Consider the following 20,246-nt stretch of genomic DNA (forward strand, 5'->3'; position numbering starts at 1 on the left):
CGCCGTCTCTGCGAGCGGAGCGAAGCGATCCAGATACGCCGCGCTCGCCGACGTCGCGCTTCCCTGGATTGCTTCGCTCCGCTCGCAAAGACGCTGAGCGCGGCGAAAGCGACGTCCCGAAGCCAATGGCCGGGCAGCCCTGTCACCGCGGCCCGCTTGGCGGGGCTTCTCGCCGTTCCAGTTCATGCGGCACCGGCCCTCTGAGACCGCGGGAAGCCGAAGGATGCGGATGAGCCAGAACCTGCCGCTGCGAGGGCTGACCGTGCTCGCCCTGGAGCAGGCCGTCGCCGCGCCCTACTGCACCTCGCGGCTCGCCGATGCCGGGGCCCGGGTCATCAAGATCGAGCGGCCGGAGGGGGATTTCGCCCGCGGCTACGACGCGGCGGTCAACGGGCTGGCGAGCTACTTCGTCTGGCTCAACCGCGGCAAGGAAAGCCTCGTCGCCGACATCAAGGATCCGGCCGACGCCCGCCTGCTGCACGCGATCCTCGCTCAGGCCGACGTGTTCGTGCAGAACCTCGCCCCCGGCGCGGCGGCCCGGGCGGGCTTCGGCTCGGCGGAGTTGCGCGCGCGCTACCCCCGACTCATCACCGTCGACATCTCCGGCTACGGCGCCGGAAACGCCTACAGCGACATGAAGGCCTACGACCTGCTGGTCCAGGCCGAGAGCGGGCTCGCCGGGATCACCGGCCACCCGGCGGGGCCCGGCCGCGTCGGCGTCTCCGTCTGCGACGTCGCCTGCGGGATGGACGCCCACGCCGCGGTCCTCGAGGCGCTGATCGCCCGCGGGATCACCGGGCAGGGCTGCGCCCTGGAGGTCAGCCTGTTCAGCGGCGCCGCCGACTGGATGAACGTCCCGCTGCTCTACTTCGAGGGGACCGGCAAGGCGCCCCAGCGGGTCGGCCTCGCGCACCCGTCGATCTGCCCCTACGGCGCCTTCCCCACGGCCGACGGCAGCCTCGTGCTGATCTCGATCCAGAACGAGCGCGAGTGGGCGAATTTCTGCGCCGGCGTGCTCGGCGAGCCGGAGCTCGCCCGGGCCGAGGGCTTCGCGTCGAACAACGCCCGTGTGGCCAACCGCGCCGCGGTCGACCTGCGCATCGGCGCCGCGCTGGTGCGGCTGACCCGCGACGCGGCCGCCGCCCGGCTGAAGGCGGCGGGCACCGCCTACGGTTTCGTCAACACTCTGGCGGACCTCGCCACGCACCCCGCGCTGATCCGCGCGGAGGTCCGGACGCCTTCGGGGCGGGCCCGGATCGTGGCGCCGCCGGTGCTGATCGACGGCGCGGTCCGCGCCCTCGGACCGGTCCCGGCCATCGACGAGCACGGGGCGCGGATCCGCGCGGAATTCGCGCCCCGGGCTCGAGGACAGTGATCTGACAGCGCATCGGAACGGGCGGGAGGAGACGATGAGACTGGACGGCAAGATCGCGCTCGTGACGGGGGCCGGCAGCGGCTTCGGGGCCGGGATCGCCCAGCGCTTCGCCGCGGAGGGCGCCAAGGTGGCCTGCGTGGACATCGACGGCGCGGCGGCCGGGCGCGTCGCGGCGGCGCTCGGCGACAACGCCATCGCGATCGCCGCCGATGTCGGGCTGGCCGCTGACGTCGCCGCCAGCGTCGCCGAGACGCGGCAGCGCTTCGGCGTGCCGAGCATTCTCGTCAACAACGCCGGCACTACCCACCGCAACAAGCCGCTGATGGAGGTGACGGAGGAGGATTTCGACCGGGTCTTCCGGGTCAACGTGAAGTCGATCTTCCACTACATCCGGGAAGTCGCCCCGCTGATGCGCGACGCGGGCGGCGGCGCGATCCTCAACGTCAGCTCGACGGCGGCGCTGCGGCCGCGCCCGGGTCTGACGTGGTACAACGCCTCCAAGGGCGCGGCGAGCCTCGCCTCGAAGTCGCTGGCCCTGGAATTGGCGCCCTGGAAGATCCGGGTGAACGCCCTCTGCCCGGTCATGGGCGCCACGGGGCTCCTCGAGCACTTCATGGGCGTCCTCGACACGCCCGAGAACCGCGACCGCTTCATCGCCACGATCCCGCTCGGGCGCCTGTCGGAGGCGAGCGACATCGCCGCCGCCGCCCTGTTCCTCGCCTCCGACGAGGCGGCGTTCATCACCGGCGTCGATCTCCCCGTCGACGGCGGCCGCACGGCCTGAGGAGCCCCCGATGGAAGCCTATACCGAGATCCGCGAGGCGGTCGCCAAGCTCTGCGCCGGCTTCCCGGGACCGTACTGGCGGGCCCTCGACCGGGAGATGGCCTACCCGACCGAGTTCGTGAACGCGCTCACCGAGAGCGGCTACCTTTCGGTGCTGATCCCCGAGGCGTACGGCGGCTCCGGCCTGCCGCTCTCGGCGGCCGCCGCGATCCTCGAGGAGGTGCAGCGGGCGGGCTGCAACGGCGGCGCCTGCCACGCCCAGATGTACACGATGGGCACGCTGCTGCGGCACGGCTCGGAGGCGCAGAAGGCCGAGTACCTGCCGGGCATCGCGGAGGGTCGCCTGCGGCTCCAGGCCTTCGGCGTGACCGAGCCCACCTCCGGCACCGACACGGGCAGCCTGAAGACGACGGCCCGCCTGGAGGGCGACCACTACGTCGTCAACGGCCAGAAGATCTGGACCAGCCGCGCCGAGCATTCGGACCTGATGCTGCTCCTCGCCCGCACCACGCCGTGGGCCGAGGGCATGAAGCGCACCGACGGGCTCTCGGTGCTGCTCGTCGACATGCGCGCGGCCAAGGGCAACGGCCTGACGATCCGGCCGATCCGCACGATGATGAACCACGCCACCACGGAGGTGTTCTTCGACAATCTCCGCGTTCCGGCGCAGAACCTCATCGGCGAGGAGGGCAGGGGCTTCCGCTACATCCTGTCCGGCATGAACGCGGAGCGGATCCTGATCGCCGCCGAGTGCGTCGGCGACGCCAAGTGGTTCATCGACAGGGCCCGGGCCTATGCCGGCGAGCGCTCCGTCTTCGGGCGGCCGATCGGTGCCAACCAGGGCGTGCAGTTCCCCATCGCGAAGGCCTACGCGAACATGCGCGCGGCCGAGCTCATGGTCCGCGAGGCGCTGACCGTCTACGAGGGCGGGGCCAATCCCGGGGCCGAGGCCAACATGGCCAAGATGCTCGCCGCCGACGCGTCCTTCGAGGCGGCGAACGCCTGCATCCAGACCCATGGCGGCTTCGGATTCGCCGAGGAGTACGACGTGGAGCGCAAGTTCCGCGAGACGCGCCTCTATCAGGTCGCGCCGATCTCCACGAACCTGATCCTCGCCTACCTGTCCGAGCACGTGCTCGGCCTGCCGCGCTCGTACTGACATGACCGATCTCAGCGCCTGGATCGGCCGGACGCGGGCGGCGTCCGACCTCGTCACCCCGCGCCTCCTCGCCGAGTTCCGCGCGACCTTCGCGCCGCACCTGGCGCCGGTCGCCGATGGAATCGCGCCGCCGGCCCTGCACTGGTGCCTCGCGCCCGAGACGCCGCCGGCCGACTCCCTCGGGCCCGACGGCCATGCCGCCAAGGGCGGCTTCCTGCCCCCGGTGCCGCTGCCCCGGCGGATGTGGGCGGGGGGCGAGATCGAGACGCTCTCGGACCTGCGCGCGGGGGACACGGTCACGCGCACCGAGACCGTGCGGGACGTCGCCTTCAAGAGCGGGCGGAGCGGGAGCCTGTGCTTCGTCACCGTCGACCACACGGTCTCGACAGAACGGGGCGTCGCGATCCGCGAGCGGCAGGATATCGTCTACCGCGAGGCGGCGGGCGCACAGACGGGAACCGGCGCCGCGCCCGAGCGCGACGGTTCCGAATCCTACGCGGTGATCTGGGAGGTGCCGGCGACGCCGACGCTGCTGTTCCGCTACTCGGCGATGACATTCAACGGCCACCGCTTCCACTACGACCAGCCCTACGCGACGCGGGTGGAAGGCTACGCCGACCTCGTCGTGCACGGCCCGATGCAGGCGACGCTACTGATGAACCTCGCCGCGACGCTCCTCGGACGCGTGCCGCGGACGTTCACGTATCGTGGGGTCGCGCCGATGACGGCGAACCAGGTGTTTCGGGTCTGCGGGCGGGTCGCCGGGACGGCGTTCGAGGGCGTGACCCTCGACGCGGGGGGCCATGTCTGCATGCGGGCCCGGGCCGACGGGTGAGCGGCCGCGGACGCTCGGTCCGCATCCGAGATTGGGACGGGATCGGCACCGCCGTCGCGCCGCGCGCGAAAAAAGCGGCCCGCGGACGCGTCCGCGGGCCGGCCCCGGGCGGGATCAGGCCAGCTTCAGGCCGACGTTGACGTTGCCGCGGGTCGCGTTGGAGTACGGGCAGACCTGATGGGCGGCGTCGACGAGCTTCTGCGCGTCGGCGCGGTCCAGGCCCGGGAGGCTGATGGTCAGGTCGGCGGTGATGCCGAAGCCGCCCTCGGAACGCGGGCCGATTCCGACGTCGGCGGTCACGGTGGTCTCGGCCGGGACCTTCAGCTGCAGCGACGGCGCGACGGCCTTCATGGCGCCGAGGAAGCAGGCCGAGTAGCCGGACGCGAAGAGCTGCTCCGGGTTCGCGCCCGGACCGCCCGCGCCGCCGAGCTCCTTCGGGGTCGAGAGCTTGACCTCGAAGCTGCCGTCGGCAGTCCGGGCGGCGCCGTCGCGGCCGCCGGTGGCCGTGGCGGTGGTACGGTACTTCACGTCTACGGGCATGGGACTCTCCGGTTTGGGGATGCCGCCGGCATGTAGGCGCCGACTCGCCTCCGCACAGCCCATTTAGATTGCGCACAATCTAATTTCAAGGATCAAACAGCGTTTCAAGGGTCGATCAGCGCGAAGCGGTCGACATCGACGAGCCCTCGATCGGTGATCTTCAGGTGGGGGATCACCGGCAGGGGCAGGAAGGCCACCTGCAGGAAGGGTTCCGGGAGGACGACCTCCAGGCTTCGCGCCGCGTCGCGCAGGGTCACGAGCGACCGGCGGATGGCGTCGAACGGCATGAGACTCATGAGCCCGGCGACCGGCAGCGCGATCTCGGCCAGCACCCGGCCGCCCTCGACCACCACGAAGCCGCCCTCGATCGCGCCGAGCCGGTTCACCGCCACGGCCATGTCGGCGTCGTCCGCCCCGACCACCGTGATGTTGTGGCTGTCGTGCCCGACCGACGAGGCGATGGCGCCGCGCTTGAGGCCGAAGCCCTTCACGAACGCGACGCCGACGCCGCGCGCGCCCGGCTGTGTCCGGCCGTGGCGCTCGACCACCGCGACCTTGATGACGTCCTGGTCGAGGTCGATCCGGCGCTCGCCGCCGGAATAGGGCAGGGTCAGGTCGTGCCGCAGGGTGATGATCTTGCCGGGCACGACGCCGATCACCGGCGTCGACGGCCCGGAGCCCGGAGCGGCGAAGTCGGCGGCCGTCACGTGCCGCGCCCGCACGCTCCGGCGGCCGATCGGCTCGATCGACGCGCGCGCGTCGAAGAGCGCCGCGTCCACCGGCCGGCCCGCGCTGAGGACTTGCGACACGGCACAGGCGGCGAGATCGTCGAGCACCACGAGGTCGGCGCGCTGGCCGGGCGCGACGAGGCCCCGGTCGTGCAGCCCGAAGGCGCGGGCCGCCGACCAGGAGGCCGCCCGGTAGGCGGCCAGCGGCGGCACGCCGAGGGCGATGGCCGTGCGGATGACGAAGTCGAGGTGCCCCTCCTCGGCGATGTCGAGGGGATTCCGATCGTCGGTGCAGAAGGCCAGGAACGGCGCCGTCCGCTCGGTCAGGATCGGCGCGAGGGCGTGCAGGTCCTTGCACACCGAGCCCTCGCGGATCAGCACGGTCATGCCCTTGGACAGCTTCTCGCGGGCCTCCTCGGGCGATGTCGCCTCGTGCTCGGTGCGGATGTCCGCCGCGATGTAGCCGTTGAGGCCGAGGCCGCGCAGGAGCGGCGCGTGCCCGTCGATGTGCCGCCCCTGGAAGGCCGCGAGCTTGTCCAGCACGCCCGGGTCGCCCGCCAGCACGCCCGGGAAGTTCATGAACTCGGCGAGGCCGATCACCTTGGGGTGCGTCGCGAAGGGCAGGAGATCCTGCGCCTCGATCCGGGCGCCCGAGGTCTCCAGGTGGTCGGTGGCCGGCACGCAGGACGAGAGCTGCACCCGCAGATCCATCGCCAGCGTCTCGGAGGATCTGAGGAACCACGTGAAGGCGTCGGTGCCGAGCACGTTGGCCATCTCGTGCGGGTCGCAGATCCCGGTGGTGACGCCGTGCGGCAGGACGCACCGCTCGTATTCCTGCGGCGGCATCAGCGACGACTCGACGTGGAAATGCGTGTCGATGAAGCCCGGCACCACGACCTTGCCGGACACGTCGATCTCCCGGGTGCCGCTATACGCTCCGAATGTCCCGACGATCCGGTCGCCGCAGATCGCGATGTCGGAGGCCACCAGATCGCCGGTGACGAGGTCGAGGAAGTGGCCGCCCTTCAGGACCAGATCGGCTTCGGCTCGGCCCTGACCCTGCGCGATCGCGCGCCGGAGGAAATCCACCTGTGTCATCGCGATCCGCCCCTCCCTCCTGCCATCCGCCAGAAGCATGCCACGGGTGCCGGTCTCCCGGCGACGCTTGCGGATGCGCGGGCGCGGGCGCAGAAGCCCTTCACCTTTGAACCAGTCGAAGCTCTCGATGCCTGCCTATCGCTCACGCACCACCACCCACGGCCGCAACATGGCCGGTGCCCGCGGCCTCTGGCGCGCCACCGGCATGAAGGATTCGGATTTCGGCAAGCCGATCATCGCGGTGGTGAACTCCTTCACGCAGTTCGTGCCGGGCCACGTTCACCTCAAGGACCTCGGCCAGCTCGTCGCCCGGGAGATCGAGGCGGCCGGCGGCGTCGCCAAGGAGTTCAACACCATCGCGGTCGATGACGGGATCGCGATGGGCCACGATGGGATGCTGTACTCGCTGCCGTCCCGCGAGCTGATCGCCGATTCCGTCGAGTACATGGTCAACGCGCACTGCGCCGACGCGATGGTGTGCATCTCGAACTGCGACAAGATCACCCCCGGCATGCTGATGGCGACGCTGCGCCTCAACATCCCGACCGTCTTCGTCTCGGGCGGCCCGATGGAGGCCGGCAAGGTCCAGCTGCCGGGCATCGCGAGGAAGGTCGACCTCGTCGACGCGATGATCGCGGCGGCCGACGACCGGATTTCCGACGAGGACGTCGCCGTCATCGAGCGCTCCGCCTGCCCGACCTGCGGCTCCTGCTCGGGCATGTTCACGGCAAACTCGATGAACTGCCTCACCGAGGCCCTCGGGTTGGCCCTGCCGGGCAACGGCTCGGTGCTCGCCACCCACGCCGACCGCAAGCGCCTCTTCGTCGAGGCCGGCCATCTGATCGTCGATCTGGCCCGCCGCCACTACGAGCAGGACGACACCAGCGTGCTGCCGCGCGCGGTCGCGAGCTTCCAGGCGTTCGAGAACGCCATGACCCTCGACATCGCCATGGGCGGCTCGACCAATACGGTGCTGCACCTGCTGGCCGCCGCCCACGAGGGCGAGGTGCCCTTCACCATGGCCGATATCGACCGGCTGTCCCGGCGGGTGCCGGTGCTGTGCAAGGTCGCCCCGGCGGTGGCCAACGTCCACATGGAGGACGTCCACCGGGCGGGCGGCATCATGGGGATCCTGGGCGAGCTCGACCGGGCCGGCCTGATCGACACCGGCGTCGGCAACGTCTCGGCCGGAACGCTCGGCGGGGCGCTCGCCCGCTGGGACGTGCGCGGCGAACCGGCCGCCTCGGTCCAGACCTTCTACCGCGCGGCCCCGGGCGGCGTGCCGACCCAGGTGGCGTTCAGCCAGGAATCGCGCTTCGACGCGCTCGACCTCGACCGGGAGGGCGGCGTCATCCGCGACGCGGCGCACGCCTACTCGCAGGATGGCGGCCTCGCCGTGCTCTACGGCAATCTCGCCGAGCAGGGCTGCATCGTGAAGACCGCGGGCGTCGACGCCTCGATCCTGACCTTCACGGGCACCGCCCGCGTGTTCGAGAGCCAGGACGCGGCCGTCGACGGCATCCTCAACGGCAAGGTCACGGCCGGCGAAGTGGTGCTGATCCGCTACGAGGGCCCCCGCGGCGGCCCCGGCATGCAGGAGATGCTCTACCCGACGAGCTACCTGAAATCGAAGGGTCTGGGTAAGGCCTGCGCTCTCGTCACCGACGGACGATTCTCCGGCGGGTCGTCGGGCCTGTCCATCGGGCACGTCTCGCCCGAGGCGGCCGAGGGCGGCCTCATCGGCCTCGTGCGCGACGGCGACCGGATCGCCATTGACATCCCGAACCGGCGCATCCACCTCGATGTCGAGACGGCGGAGCTCGACCAGCGGCGGGCCGCTCAGGAGGCGGCGGGCTGGCAGCCGGCGAAGCCGCGCAAGCGGAAGGTGAGCGCGGCCCTGCGCGCCTACGCCATGCTCACGACGAGCGCGGCGCACGGCGCGGTGCGCCGGGTCTGATCAGCGGAGCTCGAGGACCAGGGCGGCGATGGCGGCCAGCAGGGCCGCCGCCGCCACCGCGGCGCCGATGAGGCGCGCGCGGACGGACCGGGCCGTGTTCGCGGGCGCACCGTTCACCGACAGGGCAGGGGCGGATGGGGCATCCGGGATGCGCCCCAGCGCCCGGAGCATCAACGGTTCGATCGCCGCGTATCCGGCCGGGCTCAGGTGGAGCCCGTCCGTCCCGTAATCCGGCCGGAGCCCGCCGGACTCGGACACCAGCACGGCGTGGTAATCGATGAACGTCGCGCCGTGCTCGTGGGCGTGGTCCCGGAGCCACGCGTTGACCGCCGCGATCATGGCGGGGGCGTCCCACACCTCCGGGTTCCACGGGATGCCGTCCACCGGCGTGAGCGAGCCGATCCAGGCCTTCACGCCCAGGGCGCGGGCCTCGTCGAGCATGCCGGCGAGCGTGCGGCAGATCTCCTCGACCGGGACGAAGACACCCTCGTTGCGGCCGATATCGTTGACGCCGCACAGGAGATGCACGCCCCGGGCGCCGGTCTCCGCGAGGTCGCGGGCGAACCGCATGGTGATCCAGCGCGCCGTCTGCCCGGAGCCGCCACGGGGGATGAGGCCGTAGGCCTCGAAAGTGCCGGCCCGGTGGAAGCCCCAGAGCTCCGTGATCGAGTCGCCCACGAAGACGATCGGTTCGGCCATGGCTCAGGCGGCCGTCGCCGCCCCGACCGTCTCGACCACCTCCGCCTGGAGACGGTCGGCCATCACTTGGCGCCCCTCCGAAGTCACGTGGACGATGTCGGTGAACAGGGCGCGGGTGTCGGCCTCGAACAGCCGGCTCAGGTTCCGCGCCGCGAAGGCCCGGTCGGCCGTGTCCAGCCGCCCGAGGACATTCTCGAAGCGCTCGTACTGGCGGTCGAGATAGGCGAGGAACGCGCCGGACGCGGCGCCGGCCTCCGCACCCGCGAGCGTCCCCTTGCGGACGACCGTCGGCTGCAGGAGAAACCGGACCGGCGCGCCGATCCCGGGCGCGAGCCGCGCGAGGCGCCTGAGCGCCAGCTCGAACTGCCGCACCACCTCCCATTCCCAGATGTCGGACTGCCAGTTCGTGAGCGCGCGCAGGTTCTCGAGGCGATTGAAGATCATCGCCTGCAGGCCGTCATACGACAGGTCCTCCGCGTCCTCGGCGGATTTCCTCGGGTCGAAGAAGTAGTCGTAGAGGCTCTCGTTCGCGAAGTGATTGTAGGGAACGCCGGCCCGCGGATCGAAGCTCCACGGCTGGAAGATGTCGGTCGCGCCGCCGACGACCAGGATGACGTCGGGCTGCAGGTCCATCAGCCGCGTCGTGATCAGGGCGATCATCTGGTTGAGACAGGCCGAGACCGCGCCGAAATTGTAGACCCGCGCGCCGGGCCCGTGCGCCTGCTTCAGCCCGGTCTCCAGCCGTCCGGGCACGGTGTCGGCGAAGACCTGGCCGTCGATCAGCGTACTGTCGCCGACGACGAAGACCCGCAGCGTCTCGGAGGGCGGCCGCGCGTCCGCGTGCGCGTCGTTGCGATACCCGAGGGCGTCGTAGCGCCAGCCCTGACCGGACGCCTCGGTCAGCGGCTTCCCGGCGAACTGCGCGTAGGGCGCGGGAAACCGGCTGTTCGCGTCGAAATTCTGGAAGCTCTGCAGGAACTTCCGCCGTCGCGCGTCCGCGCTGTCGTCGGGCGGCCGGTGGGCCATGGTCCGTCTCCTCGCCGGGCGGATGCCCGGTGGCTGTGCGATGGTCGGTGAGCCGGGCGGCGCGACGGCGGGCCCGCTCAGCTCCGCAGCGTCGCGTGGTTCTCCAGGAACCAGCCGTAGGTCTGGCGCAGGCCGTCCTCGAGGGCGATCTCCGGCCGCCAGCCCATCGCCCGCAGCCGCGACACGTCCATCAGCTTGCGCGGCGTGCCGTCCGGCTTGGTCGCGTCGAACGCCAGCTCGCCCGCGTAGCCGATCACCCGCGCGAGCGCCTCGGCGAGCTGACGGATGGTGCAGTCCTCACCCGTCCCGACGTTGATGTGCGAGAGGTCGGGGCGCGTGTTCGCGGCGTAGACCGCGTCGTCCATCTCCATCACGTAGACGCTGGCCCGTGCCATGTCGTCGACGTGCAGGAACTCGCGCATCGCCCGGCCGGTGCCCCAGACCGTGACCTTCGCCAGACCGTCCCGCTTCGCCTCGTGGAAGCGGCGCATCAGCGCCGGCAGCACGTGGGCGTTCTCGGGATGGAAGTTGTCGTTCGGGCCGTAGAGGTTGGTCGGCATCACGCTGCGATAGCGGCGCCCGTACTGCCGGTTGTAGCTCTCGCACATCTTGATCCCCGCGATCTTGGCGATCGCGTAGGGCTCGTTGGTCGGCTCGAGCAGCCCGGTCAGCAGGGCGTCCTCGCGCATCGGCTGGGGCGCGAGCTTCGGGTAGATGCAGGACGAGCCCAGGAACAGCAGCCGGTCGACGCCGTGCGTGTGCGCGGCGTCGATCAGGTTCGACTGGATCAGCAGGTTCTCGTGGATGAACTCGGCCGGGTAGGTGTTGTTGGCGTGGATGCCGCCGACGCGCGCGGCGGCGAGGTAGACTTGGTCGATGCGGTTCTCGGCGAAGAAGCGCCGGACCGCGGCCTGATCGAGGAGGTCGAGGGTCCGGCGGTCGGCCGTGAGGATCCGCTCGTGACCGCGCTCACGCAGGCGACGCACGATCGCCGAGCCCACCATGCCGCGATGGCCCGCCACGAAAATGGTCTGACCTCGACCGTCCATCACGCGTCCGTTCCCTGCCGAAAGCTCGGATTTCCAAGCCCCTATAGCCCCTTTGCGGCGCGATATCGCCGCGCAAACACGCGTTTTCTGAGGCGGGCCACGGGGCGCGCGCCGGCCTCCGCGAACCGCGTCATTGTACGGGAAACGACGAAACCAAATACAACTGAAAGTTAGCGTTAATCATTCTACCAGAAGCTGCATCTCGTTCCTGCTTGCCGACCAACGGGTTGCAGGGCCGGATCGGAATCGCTCCCCGGCCGCGCAGCAATGGAGTTCCAGATGCGTCCCTTGACCGTCGTCCCGGTTACGCCGCGGACTGCGATGATCGCTGTCATCCGTCCGGGCGCCGCCCGCGCGATCCCGATCGCGGCCGGGCTCCTGCTCTGCACGGCCCTGGCGACGCCCGCCCAGGCGCAGCTCCTGCGCGGCGCGCTGGATACAACCACGAATGGCATCCTCGGCACCGGGCTCACGATCGGCACGAGCAGCCCCGGCAGCGGCGTGCTCGGAACCGGCCTCAATGTCGGGACGACCAATGGCGGGCTTCTCGGCACGGGCGTCACGGTCGGCACCACCAATCCCGGGACCGGCGTCCTCGGGACCGGCGTCAATGTCGGGACCACGACCGGCGGCAGCGTGCTCGGCACCGGCGTGACGGTCGGCACCACCGCTCCCGGGACCGGCGTCCTCGGAACGGGGCTCAACGTCGGGACCACCGGCGGGGGTGTGCTCGGGACCGGCGTGCTCGTCGGCACGACCGGTCCGGGAGACGGGCTGCTCGGCACCGGTCTGACCCTGGGAACCGCGGGAGGGACCGGAACGGGCGGCTGCGGCACATGCGGCGGCACCGGCGGGGGTGGGACCGGCGGGGGCGGAACCGGTGGTGGTGGTACTGGTGGCGGGTCCAATCAGGGCATCTACATCATCACCGGCAACGTGACGCAGTCCCAGGGGCAGACCGTCATCAACGAGCTGAGGCTCTCGCAGCTCACGAGCGTCACGGGCGTCGCCGCGAACAACACCAGCAACCAGGCCGCGCCGATCGCCGTCGGCAGCGACGCGCTGGCGGTGGGCTACGGTTCGAGCGCGGCCGGGACGGCCTCGACAGCCGTCGGCACGGGCGCCAGCGCGGCCAACACCGGCAGCGTCGCCCTCGGCTACGCGGCGAGTGCACAGGGACTCGGCGGAACGGCGATCGGCACGGCCTCCGCGGCGTCCGGAGCCGGCAGCACCGCTCTGGGCTTCGTCGCCGGCGCGACCGGAACCGGCTCGACCGCCGTCGGTGCGGCCGCCTCGGCGGCCGGCAACAACAGCGTCGCGCTCGGCAACGGGGCGGCCGCCAATCAGGCCAACACGATCGCGATCGGCGCGAACGTGAAGACGACCCAGGCCAACCAGGTGGCGATCGGCAATTCCGCGAACACCTACACGCTGGCCGGCATCGCCTCGCAGGCGAGCGCCGCCGCCCAGAGCGGAGCGACGGCCTTCGTGACTACGGACGCGAACGGTAACCTCGCGGCCTCGGCCTACGGACCGTCGACGATCGCCGGACTCGGCAACCGGATCGATTCGGTGCAGGCGCAGGTCAACAATTTGGAAGCCAAGACCGACTCGGTCCAGCGCTACGCCATCCAGACCCGCAAGGAGGCCCGGCAGGGCGTCGCCATGGCCATCGCGATGGCGACCGCGCCGATGCCGTCGGCGCCGGGCAAGACGACCTGGGCCACCAACGGGGCGACCTACCGGGGCGAGTGGGCGGGCGGCCTCGCTGTGGCGCACCGGTTGCCGACCTGCTGCGTCCCGATCGCGGTGACCGCCGGCGTGGCCTACGGCGGCGACAACGCCGTCGGTGTCCGCGCCGGCCTCGCGGGCGAATTCTGACACGGCCATCATCGCCAGGGACGCGCACGATTTCGTCCTTGCGCGGCGGGAAAGGACCGCGATAGTGTCAAGCAATGCTGACACTCGCGGTCGACCATCGGGTTGCGCAAGAGATCGATCGGCGCCCGCACGCCGTCGTGGTCGGCTCGGGCTTCGGCGGTCTCGCCGCGGCGGTCCGGCTGGGCGCGCGCGGCTATCGGGTCACCGTGCTGGAGCGCCTCGCGCAGCCCGGGGGACGGGCCCGCGTCCACCGGCAGGACGGCTTCACCTTCGACGCCGGTCCGACCATCGTCACCGCGCCCCAGCTCTTCGAGAAGTTGTGGCAGCTGGCCGGCCGCAGGCTCGCTGACGACGTGACGCTGGTGCCGATGGATCCGTTCTACCGGATCCGCTTCGCCGACGGCACGTCCTTCGCCTACAGCGGCGACGTGGACCGGATGCGCGCCGAGGTGGCCCGCTTCGCGCCGGACGACGTCGCGGGGTACGAGCGCTTCATGGCGCACAGCCGCGCCGTCTGCCGGATCGGGTTCGAGCAGCTCGGACACGTGCCGTTCGGCAGCGTCGGCGCGATGCTCAAGATCGCGCCCGACCTGCTGCGCCTCTCGGGACACCGCTCGGTGCACGACGTGGTGGCGCGCTTCATCCGCGACGAGCGGCTGCGCACGGTCTTCAGCTTCCATCCGCTCCTGATCGGCGGCAACCCGTTCCGGGCCAGCGCCATCTACTGCCTGATCGCCGACCTCGAGCGGCGCTGGGGCGTTCACTTCGCGATGGGCGGTACGGGGCAGCTGGTCGACGGGCTGGTGCGGCTGATCCGGTCGCAGGGCGGCCGCCTGCGCCTCGGCGTCGAGGTCGCGCGCATCCGGGTCGAGGCGGGGGCGGCCACCGGCGTCGACCTGACCGGCGGCGAGACGATCGCGGCCGACGTCGTGGTGTCCAACGCCGATTCGGCCGTGACGCACGCGCGCCTGCTTCCGGAGGCGCAGCGCTGGAGCCCGGGGCGGTTCCAGCGGGCCCGCTCGTCGATGGGACTGTTCGTCTGGTACTTCGGCACCAAGCGGCTCTACCCGGCGGTGGATCACCACACGATCCTGCTCGGGCCCCGATACCGCGGCCTGCTCGCCGACATCTTCGACCGCAAGGTGCTGGCCGAGGACGCGAGCCTCTACCTGCACCGTCCGACCGCCACCGATCCGAGCCTCGCCCCACCGGGATGCGACGCCTTCTACGTGCTGGCGCCGGTGCCGAACCTCGCCGGCGGCCAGGATTGGCAGACCCTCGCCGAACCGTACCGGCGCCGGATCGCCGCCCTGCTCGAGGCGAGCGTGATGCCCGGCCTGTCGGAGGCCATCGTGACCTCGAAGGTGACGACGCCGCTGGATTTCCAGGACGATTTCCTGAGCTACCGGGGCTCCGGATTCGGCCTGGAGCCGGTGCTGACGCAATCGGCCTGGTTCCGTCCGCACAACCGGTCGAGCGCAGTCCGCAACCTCTACCTTGTGGGGGCCGGCACGCATCCGGGGGCCGGCCTCCCCGGGGTGCTGTCCTCCGCCCGCATCCTCGACAGCGTGGTCCCCGATGCCCGCGTTTCCGCCTGAATTCGCCGCCGCGGCCGACCGGACCGCCTGCCGGATGGCGATCCGGGCCGGCTCGAAGAGCTTCTTCGCGGCCGGCCAGCTGCTGCCGGCCGACATGCGCGAGGCGGCTTACGGCCTCTACGCCTTCTGCCGGCTGTCCGACGATCTCGTCGACGATGCGGCGAGCCCGGCCGACCGGCGCGGCGCCGTGGCGCGTCTCGAGGCCCGGATCGGCCAGGCCTACGCGGGCCGTCCCGCCGACGCCCCGGCGGACCGCGCCTTCGCGGAGATCGTCGCGGCCCACGCGATCCCGGAAGCGCTGCCGCGCGCGCTGATCGAGGGCTTCGCCTGGGACGCCGAGGACCGGCGCTACGCCGATCTCGGGGCGCTCCACGCCTACGCTGCCCGGGTCGCGGGCTCGGTCGGGGCGATGATGGCCCTGATCATGGGGACCCGCTGTCCCGACGCGCTGGCCCGCGCCTGCGATCTCGGCGCCGCGATGCAGCTCACCAACATCGCGCGCGACGTCGGCGAGGACGCGCGGATGGGCCGCCTCTACCTGCCGCTGGACTGGATGCGGGAGGCGGGGCTCGATCCGGACGCGTTCCTCGCCGATCCGCGGCCGAGCCCGGTCCTGGCCGGCGTGGTGGCTCGCCTCCTCGCCGAGGCGGACAGCCTCTACGCGCGCGCCGAGGCGGGCATCGCGGTGCTGCCACGCGGCTGCCGGCCCTCGATCCGGGCGGCGGGGCTGATCTACGCCGAGATCGGCCGGGTCGTTGCGGCGCAGGGCTACGATTCGGTCCGCCACCGCGCCCGGGTCACGACGGCGCGGAAGCTCGCCCTGATCGTCCGCGCGATCCGAACGCCCGCGGACGCGGCCGGCCTCGGCGCGGCCCCGCTTCCCGAGACGGCGTTCCTGATCGAGGCCGTGGCGGCCGAGCCGGTCCTGCCGATGCGCGCGCGCCCGGCGCTGCGGCCCTGGTGGGACGTCGGCGGCCGGGTCGTGCACGTCCTCGATCTGATCGAGCGGATGCGCGAGCGCGAGGCGTTCGGCCGCTCCGCACCGTCCTGATCGACGCGGCGGAGGCTCATCGGTGCGCGACGGGCTGTTCGCCGCCCTCGATATCGGACTCGTCTTCGCCCTGGCGCTGGGTGTCGGGGTCTTGCAGCTCATCGCGGTCCGCCGCAGCATCCGCCGCGACCGGGACGGCAAGGTGGATTGAGGCCACGGTTACCGACGGCGGCCTCCGGGCCGTGACGGCGGGGTGAGCCACTACCCCGCGATCCGGCCGCCCTCATCCGTCGCGGTCACGCGGTCGGCGGATCCGGCGAGCGCGACGTCGCCCTCCAGCAGGCACCCGACCGGGCGGCCGTCCACGAAGCCGAGCCGCACCCGGATCTCGGACAGGCGGCCCATAGCCCGACCCTGCAGGATCCGGATCGGACGGTCGTCCGGCTCGATGAGGCCGTCCTGCAACAGCCCGAAGGCCAGGGCTGCGGCCGCGATGCCCGTGGCGGCGTCCTCGGGATAGCCGGAGGCGCGGGGAAACTGCCGCGCCTCGAACAGCCGGGCCGGGCCGTCCAGCACGGCGTAGGGATAGAGGCCGGTCGACCCGATCCGCGTGCAGGCAGCCTCGACGGCATCGCTGGCGGGCGCGAGGGCGTTCAGCGCCGCCGCGTCGCGCATCGGCACGAGCGTCTTGACCCGCGACGTCACAGCGTTGTGGACCGGCCGCGCAGCGAGGGCGTCGCGCCCGATTCCGAGCGCCGCTTGAACTGCGGCGCTCTGCTCGTCCGTCAGGGGCCGCACGCGGCCGACCGACTGCGTGATCGCGACGCTCCAAGCATCCGCGCCGCGCGGGCTGACGAACCCCGTTACGGAACCGCTGCCGGTGGCGATGCGGACCGACCCCTCCGGGAGGCGCCCCTCGCGGGCGAGCACCCACAGGACGCCGATCGTGGCGTGGGCGCACATCTCCATCTCGTGGTTCGGCACGAAGAAGCGGAGGTGCAGATCGTGGGCCGGGTCATCGGCCGGCAGCGCGAAGCCCGATTCGTGGCCGTACCGCCGGGCGACGCCCCGCATGGCCTCCGCGTCGAGGGCCCGCGCGTCGGAGACGACGGGACAGGGATTGCCGCCCGTGCCGGCGTGCGTGAAGACGTCGACCACAGTCACGGGCGGCATCGGCCGGCCCTCACTGGAGGTGACGGGTATAGGTGTCGCCGGCCGCCGCCTTGAGGGCCGCGCCCGCCTCGCGGCCGATCCGCTCCGCCTCCGCGACGGGCCCCTGCCGGGACGCCGCCCAGTGGCGGCTGCCGTCGGGCAGGAAGAGCAGCCCGTCGATCCGCAGAGTGTCCCCGTCGATCTGCGCCAGGGCGGCGATGGGCGTCCGGCAGGACCCGTCGAGTTCCGCGAGCAGCGCCCGCTCGGCCGAGACCGCGATGGTGGTCCGCGCGCAGGCGATGGGCGCCAGGAGGTCGCGGATCGCCGCGTCGTCCGAGCGGCACTCGATGCCCAGGGCGCCCTGCGCAACGGCCGGCAGCATCTCCTCGACCGGCAGGACGCTGCGCGCCATGCTCTCCAGGCCGAGGCGCTCCAGGCCCGCGATGGCGAGGAGCGTCGCGTCGCACTCGCCGGCCTCCAGCTTGCGCATCCGGGTGTTGGCGTTGCCCCGCAGCGGGACCACTCGGAGATCGGGCCGCCGCATCAGCACCTGCGCGCCGCGGCGGAGCGACGAGGTCCCGACCCGGGCGCCGGCCGGCAGCCCGGACAGGCCGTCGGCGTGCGGCGACAGGAACGCGTCCCGCGGGTCGTCGCGCGCGAGGATGCAGGCGATGGCGAGGCCGTCGGGGAGCCAGGTCTCCACGTCCTTCATCGAATGCACGGCGACGTCGACCTCGCCGGCGAACAGGGCCTGCTCGAGTTCCTTGGTGAACAGGCCCTTGCCGCCGATCTCGGACAGGGGCCGGTCCAGGATCTTGTCGGCCACGGTGGTCACGACCACCAGCTCGGTCTCGAGGCCCGGATTGGCCGCCACGATCCGGTCGCGCACCATCCCGGTCTGCGCGAGCGCCATCGGAGAGCCGCGGGTGCCGATGCGCAGGGGGCGGTTCAACATCTGTTCCGGATCGCTTCGCTGGACGAGACACTGCCTTATAGACCGAGCGCGGCGGCAGGCCACATTCCGTCAACCGGTTTCGGGCCAGGGTCTCGCGGCCGTGAAGGCGGGCCGCCCCGCTTTCGCCGGACTGCGCGCCTAGCGGGACCCCGGCGGGTTCTGGAGCCTACAGGTCTTATCGCGATGCTGATCATGCCGAGCCGCCGGCAGTTCCTGACCGGGCTCGGCGTGGGCGCCGGCCTCACCGCCGCGACGGGCGTCTACGCCTTCGACGTCGAGCCGCTGCACCGGCTCGTGGTCACGTCCTACGCGCCGTCCCTGCCGCGCTGGGATCCGGCGCTGCGCCTGCGGGTGGCGGTGCTGGCGGATTTCCACATCTGCGAGCCGTACATGCCGTTCGACCGGGTGGCGGAGATCGTCGCGGCCACCAACGCCCTCGCGCCCGATCTGGTCCTGCTGCTCGGCGACTACCCGGCCGGGCGCATCGCGTGGCGCAAGCTGCCGCTCGACCAGTTCGCCCGGATGATGACCGAGCTGAAGGCGCCCCTCGGCACGCACGCGATCCTCGGCAACCACGATTGGTGGGACGACCACGCCGTCCAGCGGGCCGGCCGCGGCGTTCCGGCGGTGCGGCGCCTGCTGGAGGCGCAGGGCATCCCGGTTCTGGAGAATCAGGCCGTGCGCCTCGTGAAGGACGGGCGGCCGTTCTGGCTGGCCGGGCTCGGCGACCAGCTGCCGTTCCTCAACGCGTGGAGCACGTTCAGCCTGGCCGACCTGCCGCGAACGCTGCGATCGGTCACGGACTCGGCGCCCGTGATCCTGATGGCCCACGAACCCGACATCTTCGTCTCCGTGCCTGACCGCGTCTCGCTGACCCTCGCCGGCCACACCCATGGCGGCCAGGTCCGGCTGTTCGGCCACGCCCCCGCGATCCGGAAGGTGCGCGGCCACGATTACTCCTACGGCCACATCGTCCAGGACGGCCGCCACATGATCGTCTCGGGCGGTTTCGGGATGAGCCGGATCCCCGTGCGGATGGGCGTCCCTCCGGAGATCGTCCTCCTCGAGCTCGGCACGTCGGACGCGTCCGCGACCGCAAGCTGAGCGCGCGAGAGCGTCACGCGGACGCCGACGGTCGCCGCATCGGTGAAGTAGATCCAGGTCGCGCGCAATGGATGTGTCGCCGGCGTGCGCGATCCCGCAAGTCAGAGCGGTCATTCGCAGGCATTGACGCGGGTTTGACACACCGAGATGTGCGTGAGAGCGTCCCGCGTCGATTCGATCTGGGGACGCTCATGCCGATCCTGCTCGGCCTCATCGGGATCATCGTCGCGGGACTGTTCTGGATCTTGCGGACGCACGGGACCGTCAAGGGCCTGCAGGAGGTCAACCGGGACACGAAGGGGCTTCAGCGCCGCGCCGTCTCGACCTTCCAGAACCTCGTGGGGACGCCGTTGCAGCGCGTCCGCGACCCGCGCCTGGCGGCGGTGATCCTGATGATCCAGCTGGTCCGGACCGGCAGCCCCCTCACCGCCAGCGAGAAGACGCGGATCCTCGAATACATGGAGCGTCCGCTCGAGGTGGATCGGATCTCGGCCGCCTTCGAGCGGGCCTGGGGCTACACGCAGGCGCGTCTCCCGTTCTCGCAGGTCGCCGACGCCCTGGCGCCGCTGCTGCGCGACGCGCTGACGGTGTCCGAGCGGGGCGAGCTGATCGCGATGCTGACCCAGGTGGCCAGCGCGCATTCCCCGCCCAGCGAGTTGCAGCGCGAGGGCATCGCCCGCCTCAAGCGGCGCCTCCTCGTCGGCGAGGGACCCGTCCTGGTCAGGGGACGGGGCGAATCCGCCTGATCCGCATCGGGGTGGGGCGAGGCGCGCCGGAACGCCGCGCCGCTCGCCTTTCCGGACCGCCGCGCTACCTCGCGGGCATGCGCGCGCTCCTGCCTCTCCTCGTCTTCACCGTCCTCTCGGCCGGCGCCGGCCCCGCCCGGGCACAGTCCTGCGACGCGCTGGTCGACAAGGTCACGGCCGAGACGGCGGCCAAGACGGCCGAGCGCCGGAGCGACTACGCGAGCTTCACGGCCGGTCCGGACATGACCCTGACGCTGGCCTGCGGCGGGCCAAACCTGTCCTCTGTGGGCGCGCAGTTTCGCGGCGCGAACCCGCCCGACCGCTACTACGACCTGTTCGGTCAGGCCGGGCACGCGGTGACCGGCATCGACGCCGCCGTGATCACCGAGGCCGCGCACCGGGCCCAGGCGACGGCCACGAAGCTCAGGCACAGCAACGTCGATCTCGGCGGGGCCCGGGTCACCTGCTCAGCGATGGTGTCACCCGACAAGGGCCCGCTGACGCTGTGCGCGGTGATCGAGAACAGCAACCGCAGCTGAGACCGGCGGCGGCGCGGCCGCCGGCCCGTG

Annotated in this window: 19 protein-coding genes; 12 read left to right on the forward strand and 7 right to left on the reverse strand. The window is 71.8% G+C overall.

Annotation, left to right across the window (positions count from 1 at the left end; genetic code table 11):
* The first annotated feature begins 229 nt into the window (after positions 1 to 229).
* The 4 genes from ACQKQD_RS15050 to ACQKQD_RS15065 are packed head-to-tail and all read left to right on the forward strand — an operon-like array spanning position 230 to position 4,153.
* Positions 230 to 1,375: a CaiB/BaiF CoA transferase family protein gene (locus ACQKQD_RS15050; protein WP_427508744.1), complete on the forward strand. Its 1,146-nt coding sequence runs from the start codon at positions 230 to 232 to the stop codon at positions 1,373 to 1,375.
* A 34-nt stretch (positions 1,376 to 1,409) separates the two neighbouring features.
* Positions 1,410 to 2,159 carry an SDR family oxidoreductase gene (locus tag ACQKQD_RS15055; RefSeq protein ID WP_427508745.1) on the forward strand — a complete coding sequence of 250 codons (750 nt, stop codon included), beginning with the start codon at positions 1,410 to 1,412 and terminating at the stop codon, positions 2,157 to 2,159.
* Between the two features lie 10 nt (positions 2,160 to 2,169).
* On the forward strand, positions 2,170 to 3,318 hold the full coding sequence (locus tag ACQKQD_RS15060; protein WP_427508746.1) for an acyl-CoA dehydrogenase family protein: 1,149 nt from the start codon (positions 2,170 to 2,172) through the stop codon (positions 3,316 to 3,318).
* Position 3,319: 1 nt separating this feature from the next.
* The gene (locus ACQKQD_RS15065) at positions 3,320 to 4,153 is read left to right on the forward strand and encodes an FAS1-like dehydratase domain-containing protein (protein WP_427508747.1); all 834 of its coding nucleotides are present in this window, start codon (positions 3,320 to 3,322) and stop codon (positions 4,151 to 4,153) included.
* A 114-nt stretch (positions 4,154 to 4,267) separates the two neighbouring features.
* On the opposite strand, the gene ACQKQD_RS15070 is transcribed toward ACQKQD_RS15065, so the two are convergent.
* Positions 4,268 to 4,693 carry an organic hydroperoxide resistance protein gene (locus ACQKQD_RS15070; protein ID WP_020091957.1) on the reverse strand — a complete coding sequence of 142 codons (426 nt, stop codon included), beginning with the start codon at positions 4,691 to 4,693 and terminating at the stop codon, positions 4,268 to 4,270.
* Between the two features lie 104 nt (positions 4,694 to 4,797).
* Positions 4,798 to 6,519 carry an adenine deaminase gene (ade, locus tag ACQKQD_RS15075; protein WP_427508748.1) on the reverse strand — a complete coding sequence of 574 codons (1,722 nt, stop codon included), beginning with the start codon at positions 6,517 to 6,519 and terminating at the stop codon, positions 4,798 to 4,800.
* 127 nt (positions 6,520 to 6,646) lie between these two features.
* On the opposite strand from ade, the gene ilvD reads away from it, so the two are divergent.
* The gene (gene ilvD / locus ACQKQD_RS15080) at positions 6,647 to 8,476 is read left to right on the forward strand and encodes a dihydroxy-acid dehydratase (RefSeq protein WP_427508749.1); all 1,830 of its coding nucleotides are present in this window, start codon (positions 6,647 to 6,649) and stop codon (positions 8,474 to 8,476) included.
* On the opposite strand, the gene ACQKQD_RS15085 is transcribed toward ilvD, so the two are convergent.
* The 3 genes from ACQKQD_RS15085 to fcl all read right to left on the reverse strand — a co-directional run bounded on the left by ACQKQD_RS15085 (position 8,477) and on the right by fcl (position 11,250).
* The gene (locus ACQKQD_RS15085; RefSeq protein WP_427508750.1) at positions 8,477 to 9,175 is read right to left on the reverse strand and encodes a GDSL-type esterase/lipase family protein; all 699 of its coding nucleotides are present in this window, start codon (positions 9,173 to 9,175) and stop codon (positions 8,477 to 8,479) included. It abuts the gene before it with no gap.
* Between the two features lie 3 nt (positions 9,176 to 9,178).
* On the reverse strand, positions 9,179 to 10,201 hold the full coding sequence (locus ACQKQD_RS15090) for an SGNH/GDSL hydrolase family protein (protein WP_427508751.1): 1,023 nt from the start codon (positions 10,199 to 10,201) through the stop codon (positions 9,179 to 9,181).
* A 77-nt stretch (positions 10,202 to 10,278) separates the two neighbouring features.
* On the reverse strand, positions 10,279 to 11,250 hold the full coding sequence (gene fcl / locus ACQKQD_RS15095; RefSeq protein ID WP_427508752.1) for a GDP-L-fucose synthase: 972 nt from the start codon (positions 11,248 to 11,250) through the stop codon (positions 10,279 to 10,281).
* Positions 11,251 to 11,571: 321 nt separating this feature from the next.
* Here fcl and ACQKQD_RS15100 point away from each other — a divergent pair, with 321 nt between their 5' ends.
* The 4 genes from ACQKQD_RS15100 (at position 11,572) to ACQKQD_RS15115 (ending at position 15,931) form a co-directional block, all read left to right on the forward strand.
* Positions 11,572 to 13,131, forward strand: coding sequence for a hypothetical protein (locus ACQKQD_RS15100; RefSeq protein WP_427508753.1), 1,560 nt, complete (start codon positions 11,572 to 11,574; stop codon positions 13,129 to 13,131).
* Positions 13,132 to 13,205: 74 nt separating this feature from the next.
* Positions 13,206 to 14,729 (forward strand): phytoene desaturase, encoded by a 1,524-nt coding sequence (locus ACQKQD_RS15105; RefSeq protein ID WP_427508754.1) that lies wholly within the window; start codon positions 13,206 to 13,208, stop codon positions 14,727 to 14,729.
* Positions 14,710 to 15,780, forward strand: coding sequence for a phytoene/squalene synthase family protein (locus ACQKQD_RS15110; RefSeq protein WP_427508755.1), 1,071 nt, complete (start codon positions 14,710 to 14,712; stop codon positions 15,778 to 15,780). The genes ACQKQD_RS15105 and ACQKQD_RS15110 overlap by 20 nt, the downstream gene beginning before the upstream one ends.
* A 22-nt stretch (positions 15,781 to 15,802) precedes the next feature.
* Complete coding sequence (locus ACQKQD_RS15115) at positions 15,803 to 15,931, forward strand: hypothetical protein (RefSeq protein WP_427508756.1); 129 nt, start codon at positions 15,803 to 15,805, stop codon at positions 15,929 to 15,931.
* Positions 15,932 to 15,981: 50 nt separating this feature from the next.
* On the opposite strand, the gene ACQKQD_RS15120 is transcribed toward ACQKQD_RS15115, so the two are convergent.
* Positions 15,982 to 16,893, reverse strand: coding sequence for a PhzF family phenazine biosynthesis protein (locus ACQKQD_RS15120; protein WP_427508757.1), 912 nt, complete (start codon positions 16,891 to 16,893; stop codon positions 15,982 to 15,984).
* A gap of 10 nt (positions 16,894 to 16,903) precedes the next feature.
* Complete coding sequence (hemC, locus tag ACQKQD_RS15125) at positions 16,904 to 17,827, reverse strand: hydroxymethylbilane synthase (protein ID WP_427508758.1); 924 nt, start codon at positions 17,825 to 17,827, stop codon at positions 16,904 to 16,906.
* Positions 17,828 to 18,010: 183 nt separating this feature from the next.
* Between hemC and ACQKQD_RS15130 the strand changes: the two genes are divergently transcribed.
* The 3 genes from ACQKQD_RS15130 to ACQKQD_RS15140 all read left to right on the forward strand — a co-directional run bounded on the left by ACQKQD_RS15130 (position 18,011) and on the right by ACQKQD_RS15140 (position 20,216).
* Positions 18,011 to 18,931: a metallophosphoesterase gene (locus ACQKQD_RS15130; RefSeq protein ID WP_427508759.1), complete on the forward strand. Its 921-nt coding sequence runs from the start codon at positions 18,011 to 18,013 to the stop codon at positions 18,929 to 18,931.
* A 191-nt stretch (positions 18,932 to 19,122) separates the two neighbouring features.
* Positions 19,123 to 19,677 carry a TerB family tellurite resistance protein gene (locus ACQKQD_RS15135; protein ID WP_091976565.1) on the forward strand — a complete coding sequence of 185 codons (555 nt, stop codon included), beginning with the start codon at positions 19,123 to 19,125 and terminating at the stop codon, positions 19,675 to 19,677.
* A 77-nt stretch (positions 19,678 to 19,754) separates the two neighbouring features.
* Positions 19,755 to 20,216, forward strand: a complete 462-nt coding sequence (locus tag ACQKQD_RS15140; protein ID WP_427508760.1) for an ABC transporter ATPase — start codon at positions 19,755 to 19,757, stop codon at positions 20,214 to 20,216.
* Positions 20,217 to 20,246 lie beyond the last annotated feature (30 nt).

It is taken from the genome of Methylobacterium sp. NPDC080182 (assembly GCF_050281105.1).
GTDB lineage: Bacteria > Pseudomonadota > Alphaproteobacteria > Rhizobiales > Beijerinckiaceae > Methylobacterium.